Below are 15,269 nucleotides of genomic sequence, written 5' to 3'. Positions count from 1 at the left end.
CTCGCCCGTGGCGGCCGCCGCCGCGGGGGCGGCGGCGCCGGCGGCGGGCTCGCGCGGCAGGTCGTCGTCCACGTGGCTGCGGCGGCCGGGCAGGGCGAGCACCACGAGCACGAGAGCGAGCAGGCCCTGGCACCACACCCAGGTGGTGTGCGCGGCCGGGGTCCGGTAGGTGAGGTCCAGCCGGCCGCCGTCGGCCGGGAGGACGAAGCCCTGGGCCCAGCCGTCGACGGTCGTGGCCTTCAGGGGCCGGCCGTCGAGCGTGGCGTGCCAGCCGGGCGCTGCCTGGTCGGCGATGCGCAGCACCCGGCCCTCCGGCCCGCCCGGGACGGTGGTGTGCGCCTCGACCGTCCCGGCCGCGACCGGCACGGGCGCGGCGGCGCGCGTGCCGTTCCGGGCCGCGTTCTGCCGGCCGTTCTGGGCCGCCGCGCCGTCCTGCGCACCGTTCTGGGAGCCGTTTGAGGAGCCGTTCGAGGAGCCGTCCTGGGAGTCGCCGCCCGTCCCGCGCGCGACGATCGCCACCCGCGGCACCCGCTGGTCGACGCGCCACAGCGAGTTGCCGTCCTGGTGGCTGAGCCGGGTCAGGCCCGGCGTGGCGTCCAGCACGGCGCGTATCCGGCCGGGCGCGCTGTCGCGCACCAGCACGTACCGCACCGCGTAGCCGCCGAGCTGGCCGGTCTGGTCGGCGCCGGAGCCCGCGACGAGCCGGGAGACGATCCGGCCGAGGCCGTCGTCGTGTCCGGCCGCCGCGAGTTCGCCGTCGCCGAGCCGGGCGCCCGAGCCGCGCACGAGCACGTAGTGGATCCGGTTCCCCGCGCCGTCGAGTACAAGGGTGCGCGGCTGGTCGGGGTGCTGGCTCTCGGCGGCGACGAACGCGGGCACCTGGTCCGGGGCGCGCCGCCCGACCGGCCCGGCCGCGCCGCCCGCCATCCAGGCCACCGCGGCGACCAGCGGGGCGAGCGCCGAGACGGCCGCGACCAGCAGCGCGGCGGGCTGCCGCCACCCGAAGCTGCGGGCCGCCACCCGCTCGCGCGCGCCCTCGGCGCCGACGGCGGCGGCGGCCAGCAGAGCCAGGCCGGTGACGAGGGTGGCGGGCCCGGCCCAGCCGGAGTGGTTGGCGAGGGCGGCGAAGAGGTAGCCGGTGAGCGCCACGGCCCACGCGGCGCGCAGGGCCGTCAGCCGCTCGCCGCGGGCCAGGGCCGCCAGGGCGGCGAGCACCAGGCCGAGCAGCAGCACCGTGCCGCCGCCCTTGGGGCCGCCGGGGCTGAGCGCGAGCAGGTCCCAGGCGGACGCGTGGCCGCCGTCGTAGTCGAGCCCGGCCTCGTCCAGCAGCCGGCCGGGGTGGGCCAGCAGTCCCAGCGACCAGGGGGCGAGGACGAGCAGCGGGGTGCCGACGACGGCCAGCAGGCGCAGCCCGTACGCGGGCAGCCGGCTGGTGCCGCCCGCCGCGACGCGGTAGCCGAGCAGGCCCGCGCCCAGCACCAGCGCCATCGGCCAGACGACCGGCGTGAAGGCGGTGGTGAACGTCAGCAGCAGGGCGTACGCCCAGGTGGCGCGCCAGCCGGGCGGGCCGCTGCCGCGCCGCCGGGCGAGCCCCGAGGCGGCGACGGCCGCGCGGGCCATCAGGGGCAGCAGCACGGCGAGCACCGCGGTGCCCAGCCGTCCGGCGGCCAGCGCGCCGGTCGCGGCGGGCAGGAACGCGTACGCGACGCTGCCCCACGCGCGCAGCAGCCGGGACTCCACCAGCGGCCGGGAGGCGAAGTACGCGGTGCAGCCCGCCAGCGGCACCGAGCCCACCAGCAGCACGGTGAGGGTCAGGCCGGTGCTGCCGAGCAGCACCGCGGCGAAGGACGCCAGGACGGCCAGGTACGGGGGCGCGCCCTGGGTGCCGCCGGTGCCCACCGGGTGCCAGCCGCCGGTGTACCGGTCCCACAGGCCGGAGACGTCGCCGGGGGCGGGCAGCAGCGCGCCGCCGGACAGGGCGCCGCCGCCGAGCAGGTCGCGGCAGGCGACGAGCGAGACCAGCAGCAGGGCGGCGAACAGCACCGGGCCCGGTTTGCGCGCGATCCGCTTCAGCCGGGCGAACTGCTCGACCTCCAGGAAGTCCGCGTCCTCGCCGCCGGGCCCGGACTCCACCGCGCCGCCGTGCCGCCCGCCCGCGGCCGGGTCCGCGTCGAACCTGCCGGTGAGGCTGCCGGCGACCTGCTCCACGGTGGCCCGTACGGTCGCGCCGGGCGGCGGGAACAGCGGCTTCAGCTCGCGCGGGCCGGTGACCGGGCGGCCGCGGCGGCGGCGCGCGGCGCGCAGCTTGCCGGGCCGCGCCAGGGTGCCGAAGAGGCCGGAGACCTCGTCCAGGGCCGTGCGCGGCTCCTTGCCGACCAGGTAGCCGAGCGCCCGCAGCAGGGTGCTCAGCACGAGCCGCAGCAGTACGTACGGCAGCAGCGCGGTGCGGGTGTTGGCCAGCAGGGTGTAGACGGCGCCGGCCTTGTCGATGCGGTGCGGGGTGGCCACCGAGCGGCGCACGCAGTCGATGGGGCGCCGCTCGCGCGAGGCCGCCTCAGCGTGCCGGAGCACCGCGTCCGGCGCCACGAGCACCTGGTGGCCGGCGGCCTGCGCGCGCCAGCACAGGTCGACGTCGTCGCGCATCAGCGGCAACCGGGGGTCGAGGCCGCCGAGTTCGTCCCACACGTCGCGGCGTACGAGCATGCCCGCCGTGGACACCGCGAGCACCGGTCGGATCCGGTCGTGCTGCCCCTGGTCCTGCTCGCGGCGCTCCAGGCCGGTCCAACGGCGGCCGCTGCGGGCGATGCTGACGCCCACTTCGAGCAGCTGCCGCTGGTCGTACCAGCCGCGCAGCTTGGGCCCGACGATCGCCGCGCGCGGGCTGTCGTCGGCGACGCGCAGCAGCTCGGCGAGGGCGCCGGGCGCGGGCGCGCAGTCGTCGTGCAGCAGCCACAGCCACTGGACCGGCTCGCCGTACGGCAGCTCCGGCATGTCGTACGCCTCGTCGTGCCAGGTCCGGGTGACCGGGTCCCAGCCGCTGGGGCGCTTGAGGTAGGCCAGCTCCTCGGGGCCGAGCACCGGCGCGGTGCGCGCGGCCTCGTCCACGGCCTGGCCGAAGCCGGTGCGGCGGGCGAGGTGGAGCACCCGGTCCGGGCCGAGGGACTCCGCGAGCAGCGCGGCCGACTCGTCGGCGCTGCCGGTGTCGGCCGCGATGACGCCCTGCACCGGCCGCTCCTGGCCGAGCAGCCCGGCCAGCGCCTCCGGCAGCCAGCGGGCGCCGTCGTGGGCGACCAGGACGGCGGTGACGACGTGGCGCGGGAACTCCGGCGCGCGGGCGGAGGCGAACGCGGCGGTGGCGGCCGCCTGGTTGCTGTGCAGGGACATCGAGGTACGGCCCGGTTCGCTGGACTGCGGTGGACGCGCGCCTCGTGGGGCGGCGGCGCGTCTCGGACGGGCCCCCACACTAACGGCTGCGCGCGCCGCCGGTCCGCCTGCCCGCGTGAAGTCCCGGGACCCCGTGTGAAGGTCTCGCGTGAAGGTCCCGCGCGTGCAGCGTGAAGGTCACACGCGTGATCGTGACGAAGATCCCGCGCGGGGCGTGAAGGTCACGCGCGGGGCGGAGGTCCGCGGGCCCCGTCCGGAGGTCCGCGCCTCGCGCGTGCGCAGCGGTCCGCGCCTGCGCGGTCCCCGCGGGCAGGTCCCGCGCGGGGGTCCTCCGCGGGGTGGTCCCGCGCGTGGCCGTCCCGCGCGGGGCGGGACCGGCGCCAGATCGTGGCGCGGGTGCGGTCGGGCCGTCAGGCCGTCAGACCGCCGCCTTCTTCAGCCGACGGCGCTCGCGCTCGGACAGGCCTCCCCAGATACCGAATCGCTCGTCGTTGGCGAGGGCGTATTCCAGGCACTCGGAGCGAACCTCACAGGCGAGGCAAACCTTCTTCGCCTCCCGGGTGGACCCGCCCTTTTCCGGGAAGAACGACTCGGGGTCGGTCTGGGCGCACAGCGCGCGCTCCTGCCACCCGAACTCCTCGTCCGCCCCTTCGACCAGCAGTTGCTGGAACAACTCGGTCATGTGCGCCCCTCGTGGTGTTTTCGCTTCCCCGCGTACCGCGCCGCCGTGTTTCGGCGGAACGACACGAGTGAAATTACAAGTGTGCCGATCCGGGGCAGTCAAGCCGGGATCTGCTAATGAGCGCCTTATTCACTCTGCGGAACCAAGGGCGCACGGATTAGTCTTCAAATCAGCCTAAAAGAGACAACTCTCAGGTGAGCCCGCCACGCTTCCTCTCTCTCACCGGTCCCCGCGGGCTCTCCGCGGGGACTCCGGGGGTTCCGCGCGGGCCCTCCCGGGCCTTGGCGGGGCCGCCCGCCCCCGCGCCGCGCGGCCCCGGCCGCACGGCACCTACGCGGGATATGGACGCGGCACGCGCCCCTGCCGTTGCAGTGATCCGGAATCTTTCCCGGACGTTCCCGCCCGCTCCCGCCGTCCGGTCCGGCGGCGGCCCGTGCGCACGGCACGCGCGGGCCGCGCCGTACCGGCCGTACGGTTTGTGACCGACGCGAACCGGCCATCCACCGGTCGCCGAGTTGACACAGCCTGGCGCAACCCGGTCTCCTTGTCCCCATGCCAGTGATCTCCTCGCCCCGGTCGACCCGTGCACACGGGTCCCGTGGTGGTGCGCGGACGCACTGTCGCTGTTCCAGCTGTTGACGCCACCTGGCTCCAGCCGACCGCACGCCTGTACCAGGCATTTCTCTTCCGCTCACCAGCACTTTCCCGCCGAGGAACCCAACGTTATGAACAGCGACATCCAGATCGCGGGCGATCCGCTCGCCGTTCCGCATCTGCTGCCGCCCGCGCCCGCCCACCCCTCCACCGTCGCCGGATTCGCCGGACTGGCCCGCGCGGTCGCCGCGGACCGCGCGAGCTGGGAACCGCTCGTCCGGTACGACGCCACCCTGCGCTGGTACCACCGGCTGCGCACCGGCCCCGGCTACGAGCTGTGGCTGCTGAGCTGGGTGCCCGGGCAGAGCACCGGGGCGCACGACCACGGCCGCTCCTCCGGCATCCTGACCGTCCTCGACGGGACGCTGAGCGAGCGGGCCGGAGACGGCCGGGTGCGGTCGCTCTCGGCCGGGGCGCAGCGCGTGTTCGCGCCCGGGTACGTCCACGACGTCGTCAACGACTCCCTCGAACCGGCCGTCAGCCTGCACGTCTACTACCCCGGGTTGACGGAGATGCCGCTGCACCCGTCGCAGAGCGCGGTCGCGGACCAGGGCGCGGCGCTCATGGCGTAACCCGCCCACGTCGCCGGACCCGATGTCAGACCTCCCTGCAAGACTGTCATCCATGCGCATTGTGGTTCTGGCTGGGGGGATCGGCGGTGCCCGGTTCCTGCGCGGGCTGAAGTCGGCCGCCCCCGGCGCCGACGTCACCGTCATCGGCAACACCGGCGACGACATCCACCTCTTCGGGCTCAAGGTCTGCCCCGACCTCGACACCGTGATGTACACCCTCGGCGGGGGCATCCACGAGGAGCAGGGCTGGGGCCGCGCCGACGAGACCTTCGCGGTCAAGGAGGAGCTGGCGGCGTACGGCGTCGGGCCCGAGTGGTTCGGCCTCGGCGACCGCGACTTCGCCACGCACATCGTCCGCACCCGGATGACCGCCGCGGGCTACCCGCTCAGCGCCGTCACCGAGGCGCTGTGCGACCGGTGGCGGCCCGGGGTGCGGCTGCTGCCGATGACCGACGACCGCGTCGAGACGCACGTCGTCATCGACGACCCCGACACGCCCGGCAAGCGCAAGGCCGTCCACTTCCAGGAGTACTGGGTGCGGCTGCGCGCCGCCGTGCCCGCGCACGCGGTCGTGCCCGTCGGCGCCGAGCAGGCCAAGCCCGCGCCCGGCGTGCTGGAGGCCGTCGGCGAGGCCGACGTCGTGCTCTTCCCGCCGTCCAACCCGGTCGTCAGCGTCGGCACCATCCTCGCCGTGCCGGGCGTGCGGGAGGCCGTCGCGGACGCCGGGGCGCCCGTGGTGGGCCTGTCGCCGATCGTGGGCGGCGCGCCCGTGCGCGGCATGGCCGACAAGGTGCTGGCCGCCGTCGGCGTGGAGTCCACGGCCGCCGCCGTCGCGCGGCACTACGGCCCGGCGCTGCTGGACGGCTGGCTGGTCGACACGGTGGACGCCGCCGCGGTGCCCGAGGTGGAGGCGGCCGGAATCCGCTGCCGGTCCGTGCCGCTGATGATGACCGGCGTCGAGGCCACCGCCCGGATGGCCGCGGAGGCCCTGGCGCTGGCCGAGGAGGTACGCGCGTGACGGGCCCCGGTCCGACCGCCGTCCCGCGCGCGGGCGAGCAGGCCGCCGACGCGCCCGGCGGCGGTCCGGCCGCCGTCCCGCGCGAGGGCCCCGCGCCCTCGTACCGGGTCTGGGCGCTGCCCGGCCTGCCGGAGGTGCGGGCGGGCGACGACCTGGCCCGGCTGGTCGCCGACGCCGCCGCCGCGAGCGGGCTGCCGCTGGCCGACGGCGACGTGCTGCTGGTCACCTCGAAGATCGTCAGCAAGGCCGAGGGACGGGTCGTACGCGCGGACGACCGCGAGGCCGCCATCGACGCCGAGTCGGTACGGGTGGTCGCCCGGCGCGGCACGCTGCGCATCGTCCAGACGCGGCTCGGCCTGGTGATGGCCGCGGCCGGGGTCGACGCCTCCAACACCCCGGCCGGCACCATCCTGCTGCTGCCCGAGGACCCCGACGCGTCCGCGCGCCGCCTGCGGGCCGGGCTGCGGGCCGCGCTCGGCGTCGACGTGGGCGTCGTCGTCACCGACACCTTCGGCAGGCCGTGGCGCAGCGGGCTGACCGACGTGGCGATCGGCGCGGCGGGCGTGCGGGTGGTGGACGACCTGCGCGGCGGCACGGACGCGTACGGCAACGAGCTGAGCGCCACCGTCGTCGCCACCGCCGACGAACTGGCCGCGGCCGGCGACCTGGTCAAGGGCAAGGCGAACGGGCTGCCGGTGGCGGTGGTCCGCGGACTGCCGCACCTTGTGACGCCGCCCCAGGAGGCAGAGGGCGACGACGGCGACCCGGGCGCGCGGGCGCTGGTGCGCGACGCCGCGCACGACATGTTCCGGCTGGGCACCTCCGAGGCCGTACGCGAGGCGGTGACCCTGCGGCGTACGGTCCGGGAGTTCACCGACGAGCCGGTGGACCCGGCGGCGGTGCGGCGGGCCGTGGCCGCCGCCGTCACCGCTCCCGCGCCGCACCACACCACGCCGTGGCGGTTCGTGCTGCTGGAGTCGGCGGGCGTGCGGGAGCGGCTGCTGGGCGCGATGCGGGACGCGTGGACCGCCGACCTCAAGGGCGACGGTTTCACCTCCGAGAGCACCGCCCGGCGGCTGCGGCGCGGGGACGTGCTGCGGGCCGCGCCGTGCCTGGTGGTGCCGTGCCTGGTGGCGACAGGCGCGCACGCCTATCCGGACGCGCGGCGCGCGACCGCCGAGCGGGAGATGTTCGTGGTGGCCGCGGGCGCCGCGGTGCAGAACCTGCTCGTCGCGCTGGCGGGCGAGGGCCTGGGCTCGGCGTGGGTGTCCTCGACCATGTTCTGCCGGGAGGTGGTGCGGGAGGTGCTGGGCCTGCCCGCGGAGTGGGACCCGATGGGGACGGTCGCGGTCGGGCGCCCGGCCGCCGCGCCGGCGCCGCGTCCGGAGCGCGCCGCCGAGGCGTTCGTGGTGGTGCGGTAGGGCCGTACGGCGCGCACGTACGGGCCCGGGCCGGGGCCGGCGACTTCCCGGCTGCGGACCCGGGTGCGGCCTCTCGGCGGTGCGGCCTCTCGGCGTACGGGAGCGGTCGGCACCCGGGCGGTACGGCCCCGGTCAGCGGCCTTCCGCGCGTACGGCTCCTGGGCTGGCGACTCCCGGCGTACGGCGCGGTCAGCGGCTTTCCGCGCGTACGGGCGCGCCCGTACACGCGGTCCGCGGCCCGTACGGCGGCCCCGTCACGCGCGGGCCGGCCGTTCGGCGCCCGGCGCGGCCCGCGCGCCTACAACGCCCGGATGTCGCCCACCGGGAAGCGGGGCGCGCGGCGCGGCATGCGGCGGCCCGCCAGCAGGATCAGGCGGGCGGCCCGGTGCCGCTGGCCCGCGTAGGGGGCGAGGAGTTCGAGCATCGCGGCGTCGTCGGTGCCGCGCCGCCCGGTGAGCGCGTAGCCGATGGCGCCGGGCAGGTGCAGGTCGCCGACGGTGATCGCGTCCGCGCCGCCGTGGGTGCGCTGGAGCGTCTCGGCCGCCGTCCACGGCCCGACGCCCGGGATGGCCTGGAGCCGCGCCGACGCGGCGGCCACGTCCATCCCGGCGGCCTCCTCCATGCGGCGCGCGGCCCGTACGGCCCGCAGGACGGCCGACGAGCGCTTGGCGTCGACGCCCGCGCGGTGCCACTCCCAGGACGGGATGAGCGCCCACGCGCGCGGGTCGGGCATGACCCGCAGTCGGTCGTCGGGGCCCGGGGCGGGCTCGCCGTGCCGGTGCAGCAGCAGCCGCCAGGCGCGGTACGCCTCGTCGGTGGTGACCTTCTGCTCCAGGATGGTGGGGATCAGGGACTCCAGCACCAGGCCGGTGCGGATCAGCCGGAGCCCGGGGTGGCGCCGGTGCGCCTCGTGGACGAGCCGGTGGCGGGGCACGAAGGCCGACGGGTCGTCGTCGGCGCCGAGCAGCGCGGGCAGCCGGTCGAGCAGCCACTGGGCGCCCGGGCCCCACGCCTCGGCCTCGACGCCCGTGCCGTACCGCTGGACGACGCGCAGCGTGCCGGGCCCGTCCGGCGTCCGGCTGGCCCGCCATACCGCGCCGGAGGCGTCGGTGCGGAACGCGGGGTCGGCCGGTCCCCGGCGCAGCACGCACAGGCTGCTCATCAGGTCGTACGGGCCGGGCGGGACCCAGGTGCGGCGCGCGGGCATCCGCACAGGCTACGGTCCGCCGCGCGGCACCCCGGCAGCGGGGCGCCCGGCGCACGCGGCCCGCGCGCGTGCCGTACGGGCGTACGGGCGTACGGGCGTACGGGCGTACCGTACGGGCCGGTCGGTCCCGGCGGGCCACCCGTGGGGCCGCGCTCCCGGGCCGCGCGCGGCGGACCCGTACGGTCGCCGGCGCCACCGGCCGGAATGGCCGTCACACAGCCGTCACACGTCCGAGGAGAACCGCACCGCCCCCGCCGGGATGTCCGCCCCGCACCACACCCGCACCCCGTCCCGCAGCTCGTTGTCGGCGCCGACCAGCGCGCCGTCGCCTATCACCGCGCCCTGGAGGACCGTCCGGGCCCCGATGCGGGCCTCGGCGCCGATGAGCGAGTCGCGGACCTGCGCGCCCGCCTCCACGACGGCGCCCTCCAGGACCGTGCTGCCGTCGATCTCCGCGCCCGCGCCGACCCGCGCGCGCGGGCCGATGACCGTGCCGCCGGTGAGCTTGGCGTCGTCCGCGACGCGCGCGCTGTCCAGCACCAGCCGGTCGCCGCGGGCGCCGGGCACGGCCGGGGAGGGGGCGCGGCCCAGGACCAGGTCGGCGGAGCCGCGGACGAACGCCTGCGGGGTGCCGAGGTCGAGCCAGTAGGTGGAGTCGACCATGCCCTGGAGGTGGGCGCCCGCGGCGAGCAGCCCGGGGAAGGTCTCCCGCTCCACGGAGACCGGCCGGCCGGCCGGGATGGCGTCGATCACCGAGCGGGTGAAGACGTAGGCGCCCGCGTTGATCTGGTCGGTGACGATCTCCTCGGGGGTCTGCGGCTTCTCCAGGAAGGCCGTGACCCGGCCACGCGCGTCGGTGGGCACCAGGCCGAACGCGCGCGGGTCGGTGACCCGGGTGAGGTGGAGGGTGATGTCGGCGCCGGTGGTGCGGTGGGTGTCGACCAGGGCGCCGATGTCGAGGCCGGTGAGGATGTCGCCGTTGAACACCAGCACCGGGTCGTCCGGCCCGGACGACAGCCGGGACGCCACGTTGCGTATCGCGCCGCCGGTGCCCAGCGGCTCCTCCTCGGTGACGTACTCCAGGCGCAGGCCCAGCGAGGAGCCGTCGCCGAAGTACGGCTCGAAGACCTCGGCCAGGTAGGACGTGGCGAGCACGATGTGCTCGACACCGGCCGCCCGGGCACGCGCGAGCTGGTGGGTCAGGAACGGGACGCCCGCCGCGGGAACCATGGGCTTGGGGGTGTGCACCGTCATCGGGCGCAGCCGGGTTCCCTTGCCGCCGACCAAGAGGATCGCTTCTGGCGTTGCTGGCGCGCTGGTCACGTCGTCGTCTCTGCTTCCTGCTCGGCTCCCCGGACGGCGGCCAGTGTAAGCAGAACAACACGGTTCCCCACTGTCCGGTCAGCGGCGTTGGAGACGGGCGGCCGTACCGCGGATCGTGCCCAGCTTGGCGTACAGGCGGCTTCCCGGGCAGGCGGTGGCGAAGCCGTCGCGGTGCCCGGAGACCGCGTGCAGACGGGCGACGCGGCCGGACCGGTACTTGTTGCCGCCGGCCGAGACCAGACTGACCGTCCCGCGCGGGTTGCGCCCGTACCGGCCGAGCTTCCAGGCGGCGAGCTTGGCGACGGCCTTCACGGCGGCGTCGGACGGGTTGGTCCTGCCGAACGAGCCGAGGACGGCGACGCCCGCGCTGTCGCTGTTGAAGCCCATGGTGTGGGCGCCGAGCACGGCTTTGGCCACGCCGCCGGCCCGGCCCTCGTAGATGGTTCCGCACTTGTCGACGGCGAAGTTGTAGCCGATGTCCCGCCAGCCCAGGCTGCGGACGTGGTAGCGGTAGACGCTGCGCAGGACGGCGGCCGACTGGGAGCAGCTGTAGCTGTTGCCCGTGGCGGTGTGGTGGACGAAGACGGCCTTGACGGTCGAGGTGTACGCGAACGCGCGCTCGCGCAGCGTCTCGTTGGCGCCCCATCCGGCGCGGCTGACGATGCGCGGGCGGGGCGCGGAGTGCGGGCCGGAGTCGCGGCCGCCGTCGGAGTGCGACGGCTTCGAGGGCTTCGACGGCTTGCTGGGCTTGGACGGCTTGGAGGGCTTCGACGGCTTGCTGGGCTTGCTGGGCTCGTCGGAGTCGGAGGAGTCGGGCGGGAAGAGCGAGTCCCACGGGTCGTAGTCGCCCCAGTCCCAGGGGTCGTCGCCGTCCTTACGGGCGCGGGCGGCCCGGTCGGAGGCGTCCGCGGGCCCGCCGCGTGCCCCGGCGGCCGGTCCGGACGCGGCCCGGTCGGCCGTGCCGGAGCCGGTGGCCGTACGGGCCGCGCCGGAGCCGGTGGCCGTACGGCCAGGCGTCGTACGACCCGTCGTACGGCCGGCCGTCGTACGGGCGGCTGCCGCGCGGTCGGTCACCTCGGCCGTCGCGCCGACCGCCCCGCCCGCCGCCTGCCCCGGGTCCACGAGGTCCAGCCGCAGGCCGGCCGGGAGCGGGGCGGCGGCCCGGTCGGTGCCCGGCCGGGGGGTGACGCGGACCTCGACGCCGTCGGAGGAGCCCACCCACAGCGGGGCGCTGCCGCCGCGCGCGCGGGCGGCGCGCTCGGGCGACCCGGGGTCGGGCGCGTCGTCGTCGTGGACCGGCAGGTCTCGCCAGCCGGACCAGGTGGCGGTGCCCGCCGCGCGCGTGCGCACCCGCACCCGGCCGCGCAGGTCGGCGTCCGCGTCGTCCCAGACAACGCCCAGTAGGGAGAAGGGCTTGACGCGCCGTGCGGTGAGGCCCCGTTCGGCGTGCGGTGAGGGTACGGCGCGGTCGAGCGCCCCGCCGAGCGGGGCCAGTGGCAGCGTCTGGGTGCTGCCCGGGACTTCCACGACGCGTTCGGCTCGGGCGGGGGCGGCGGTCACCGTGACCGGGAAGGCCAGGGCAGCGGTGCACGCGACGCCGATCGAGGTTGCTAGGAAGGCACGCATAGGGTAAATGATTCGCATAAGCGGACAAGACTGTCTATTGAGGATCGCCGCGTGTCGGCCGACAAGGTGACGGACAATCCCACGCCCGCCCCCGGCCCGCCCCCGGCCCGCGCCCCGCTTCGCGTGCCGCCCGCGCGGCCGCGCCGCGTACCCTGGCGTCGATGAACGCCACCGACCGCACCCCCGCCGACCTGCTGCGATCCGCTCTCGCCAGCGATCCCGCGCGTCCCTTTGTCACCTTCTACGACGACGCGACCGGCGAGCGCGTCGAGTTGTCCGTCGCCACCTTCGCCAACTGGGTGGCGAAGACGGCCAACCTGCTCCAGGGCGACCTCGGCGCCGGGCCCGGCGACCGGCTCGCGCTGCTGCTGCCCGCCCACTGGCAGACCGCCGTGTGGCTGCTGGCCTGCTCCTCCGTCGGCGTCGTCGCCGAGGTGGGCGGCGACCCGGCCGCCGCCGACCTGGTCGTCAGCGGCCCGGACACGCTGGAGGCGGCCCGCGCCTGCCCCGGCGAGCGCGTGGCGCTGGCCCTGCGCCCGCTGGGCGGCCGCTTCCCCCAGCCGCCGCCCGGCTTCGCCGACTACGCCGCCGACGTGCCCGGCCAAGGCGACCGCTTCGCGCCGTACGCCCCGGTGGACCCGGACGCGCCCGCGCTGGCCGTGGACGGCACCGAGCTGACGGGCGCCCAGACGGTCGAGCGGGCCCGCGCGGACGCCGCCACCCGCGGCCTCGGCCCCGGCTCGCGGCTGCTGTCCGGGCTGCCGTACGACACGTGGGAGGGGCTGTCCGCGGGGCTGCTCGCGCCGCTGGCCTGCGGCGGCTCGGTGGTGCTGTGCCGCCACCTGGACCCGGCGGACGCGGACGGCCTGGCCAAGCGCCGGGAAAGCGAGCGCGTCACGGCCACCGCCCTGTAGGGCCCTGGCCGCGGCCCGCCGCCCGCGCGGACAGTCGAACACGTCCGACAGGTGGACACCGGGCGGGCGGGCCGGGGCCCCGGGCCGGACGCGCGGGAAGAAACCGGCGCGGGGCGTACAACCACGGGCGGCTTCCGTACGTCTGGATCAGTGAGCGCACGGCCGTGGCGGCCGGGGCTCCCGCGGGCCGCCGCGACGCCCCGCGGGCTTGCAGAGTCCGGGGCACCCGTGCGGCGCGAGAGGCGCCCGAGACCGCGACGACAGGCAATATAAGCAGACAAAAGCATCAAAATTAAGCTCAGCATGTTGCAAAACGTCGTGAAAAGATTGTGTGGATTGCCCCGTTTCGGGGGAGTGGAATGTGTCACCGGCGTCGCTTGGCGCTGACGTAGGCGGATAGTGTGAGCGATCCGGTGCGCTCTTCGGGTGGCCGCGCACTGCACAGGACGACTACCGAGCGCCTTGGGGGGAGGCGCCGCGTGGCACCAACGGAGGACACAGGCGACCGTGGACGCGCAAGGCCGTGGGCAGGCGGGCGACATCGACCCCGCCGATCAGTGGGTGTTCGACCCGGACACCGGCAGTTATGTGCTGCGTCTGGAGCCCGTCGAGCAGTCGGCACCCGCCTCCGCCTCCCCGGTCGGCGCCGGTGACCGCCCCGGCGCCGGCGGACCGTCCGGCGGGCGGCGCGGGCTGCCCGAGGACCGGCGGCGCGACCTGCCCGAGCAGCGCGGCCGGCGGCGGGCGGCGGGCTCCAGCAGCCGGCGCAAGCGCAAGGCCAAGAAGTCCAAGGCCAAGAAGGCGCTCTACTGGGGCAGCGGCACGCTGGCCTTCCTGCTGGTCGGCGGCTCGGTGGCGGCGTACCTCGTCTACCAGCACCTGAACGGCAACATCAAGAAGGTCGACGTCGGCGAGAAGAACGCGCCGGTCTCCGACGGCCCGATGAACATCCTCGTCATGGGCACCGACAAGCGCGAGGGCAAGGGCAACGAGGGCTACGGCGACGCGGGCAGCGTCGGCCACGCCGACACCACGCTCCTCTTCCACGTCTCCGCCGACCGTACGAACGCGACCGCGCTGAGCATCCCCCGCGACCTGATCACCGACATCCCCGACTGCCCCACCAAGCAGGAGGACGGCACGACCAGGCTCATCCCGGGTGCGGCGCAGCAGCGCTTCAACACCAGCCTCGGGCAGAGCGGGCGCGACCCGGGCTGCACCTGGCGGACCGTCGAGAAGATGACCGGCCTGGACATCGACCACTTCATGATGGCCGACTTCAACGCCGTCAAGGCGCTGTCGTCGGCGGTCGGCGGCGTCGACGTGTGCCTCGCCCACGACATCAACGACGAGAAGTCGCACCTGAAGCTCAGTGAGGGGCGGCACACCATCGAGGGCGAGGAGGCGCTGGCGTTCGTCCGCACCCGGCACGGCGTGGGCTACGGCAGCGACCTGGACCGCATCAAGCTCCAGCAGCAGTTCCTCAGCTCGATGATGCGGAAGATGAAGGCCAGCGGCACGTTCACCAACCCGGGCAAGATGTGGAAACTGGCCAACTCCGCCACCAAGGCTCTCACCGTCGACACCGGCATCGGCACCGTCAAGAAGCTGACGGAGCTGGCGAAGAACCTCAGCAAGGTGGACCTGAAGAACGTCACCTTCGTGACGGTCCCGGTGGTCGACAACACCGACGGTGCGACCGTGGTGCTCAACAAGCCCAAGGCCGAGGCGCTGTTCTCGATGGTCCGCGAGGACGTGTCGCTGACGGAGGTGAAGCGCAAGGAGAAGGCGGCCAAGGACGAGCAGGCCGCCAAGCTGCGGGGGCCCAAGGCGCCCGCGGCCAGTGTCCGGGTGACCGTGCTCAACGGCAGCGGGCAGTTCGGCGCCGCGCAGGAGACGGTCGACTGGATGCAGAACACGGAGGGGATGCTGCTGACCGGCAACGGCGGCAACGCGCCGCGCAGCCTCGGCAAGACGACGCTGGAGTACGCGCCGAACCAGGCCGACCAGGCCCGCCGCCTCGCCGACAGCATGGGGCTGCCCGCGGCGGCCCTGAAGGAGAGCGCGCAGGACGCCCCGCCGAAGACGCCGATGACCCTGACTCTCGGCGCGGACTTCAAGGGCGCCGGCACACCCATCACGGCTCCGGCGAAGGCGCCGGAAGGAATCCAGAAGGTCGAGGCCAGCGACCGTAACGTCTGCGCCAAGTGACCAGCCACCGGCCGGAACCCATCGCACCCGCCGGGCCGGGAGCATCAGCGAAGTAACGGGGAGGCCCGATGCGGCAGAGCACTGCGGGGGGAAACGGGGGCGCGCGCCGGCGCGCGCCGGAAGCACGCGACTTCGGCTGGGATGACAGCCTCTACGAGGACACCGGCGGCGCGGGCACCGGCGGCGCGGGCACCGGGACCGCCGCGGCGACGGCCGGGCCGGGCGTTCCGGCCGCCCGGGGCGGCGGCGGCCGTCCG

The 15,269-nt window shown here is 75.8% G+C and carries 10 protein-coding genes and 1 pseudogene; 6 read left to right on the top strand and 5 right to left on the bottom strand.

Annotation, left to right across the window (positions count from 1 at the left end):
* Together RKE29_RS19765 and RKE29_RS19760 are read right to left on the bottom strand one after the other, a co-directional pair.
* Positions 1-3,384: glycosyltransferase family 2 protein (locus tag RKE29_RS19765; RefSeq protein ID WP_312006790.1), on the bottom strand; the 3,384-nt coding region annotated here is incomplete at its 3' end.
* A 418-nt stretch (positions 3,385-3,802) separates the two neighbouring features.
* Positions 3,803-4,066 (bottom strand): WhiB family transcriptional regulator, encoded by a 264-nt coding sequence (locus tag RKE29_RS19760; RefSeq protein WP_312006789.1) that lies wholly within the window; start codon positions 4,064-4,066, stop codon positions 3,803-3,805.
* A 725-nt stretch (positions 4,067-4,791) separates the two neighbouring features.
* Here RKE29_RS19760 and RKE29_RS19755 point away from each other — a divergent pair.
* From RKE29_RS19755 to RKE29_RS19745, 3 genes are read left to right on the top strand one after another with little or no spacing between them, the layout of a single operon-like run.
* Positions 4,792-5,292 carry a cysteine dioxygenase family protein gene (locus tag RKE29_RS19755; RefSeq protein ID WP_312006788.1) on the top strand — a complete coding sequence of 167 codons (501 nt, stop codon included), beginning with the start codon at positions 4,792-4,794 and terminating at the stop codon, positions 5,290-5,292.
* Positions 5,293-5,344: 52 nt separating this feature from the next.
* A complete protein-coding gene (gene cofD, locus RKE29_RS19750) occupies positions 5,345-6,310 on the top strand; it encodes a 2-phospho-L-lactate transferase (RefSeq protein WP_312006786.1) in 966 nt (321 codons plus the stop codon).
* Complete coding sequence (locus tag RKE29_RS19745) at positions 6,307-7,731, top strand: coenzyme F420-0:L-glutamate ligase (RefSeq protein ID WP_312006785.1); 1,425 nt, start codon at positions 6,307-6,309, stop codon at positions 7,729-7,731. Before cofD ends, RKE29_RS19745 begins: the two co-directional genes overlap by 4 nt.
* 298 nt (positions 7,732-8,029) lie before the next feature.
* On the opposite strand, the gene RKE29_RS19740 is transcribed toward RKE29_RS19745, so the two are convergent.
* The 3 genes from RKE29_RS19740 to RKE29_RS19730 form a co-directional block, all read right to left on the bottom strand.
* Positions 8,030-8,938 (bottom strand): DNA-3-methyladenine glycosylase 2 family protein, encoded by a 909-nt coding sequence (locus RKE29_RS19740; RefSeq protein ID WP_312006784.1) that lies wholly within the window; start codon positions 8,936-8,938, stop codon positions 8,030-8,032.
* A gap of 222 nt (positions 8,939-9,160) precedes the next feature.
* The gene (locus RKE29_RS19735; RefSeq protein ID WP_312006782.1) at positions 9,161-10,261 is read right to left on the bottom strand and encodes an NDP-sugar synthase; all 1,101 of its coding nucleotides are present in this window, start codon (positions 10,259-10,261) and stop codon (positions 9,161-9,163) included.
* A gap of 78 nt (positions 10,262-10,339) precedes the next feature.
* Complete coding sequence (locus RKE29_RS19730; RefSeq protein WP_312006781.1) at positions 10,340-11,887, bottom strand: peptidoglycan recognition protein; 1,548 nt, start codon at positions 11,885-11,887, stop codon at positions 10,340-10,342.
* A gap of 161 nt (positions 11,888-12,048) precedes the next feature.
* On the opposite strand from RKE29_RS19730, the gene RKE29_RS19725 reads away from it, so the two are divergent.
* The 3 genes and pseudogenes from RKE29_RS19725 to RKE29_RS19715 form a co-directional block, all read left to right on the top strand.
* A complete protein-coding gene (locus RKE29_RS19725) occupies positions 12,049-12,801 on the top strand; it encodes a TIGR03089 family protein (RefSeq protein ID WP_312006780.1) in 753 nt (250 codons plus the stop codon).
* Between the two features lie 507 nt (positions 12,802-13,308).
* The gene (locus tag RKE29_RS19720) at positions 13,309-15,012 is read left to right on the top strand and encodes an LCP family protein (RefSeq protein ID WP_312006779.1); all 1,704 of its coding nucleotides are present in this window, start codon (positions 13,309-13,311) and stop codon (positions 15,010-15,012) included.
* Between the two features lie 68 nt (positions 15,013-15,080).
* Positions 15,081-15,269, top strand: a pseudogene (locus tag RKE29_RS19715) (LytR family transcriptional regulator); the annotation flags it as partial.

The sequence above is a fragment of the Streptomyces sp. B1866 genome, assembly GCF_031932565.1.
Taxonomy (GTDB): domain Bacteria; phylum Actinomycetota; class Actinomycetes; order Streptomycetales; family Streptomycetaceae; genus Streptomyces.
Note: the sequence above shows the minus strand (reverse complement) of the source record. Positions and strands in the feature narration are given on the sequence as shown.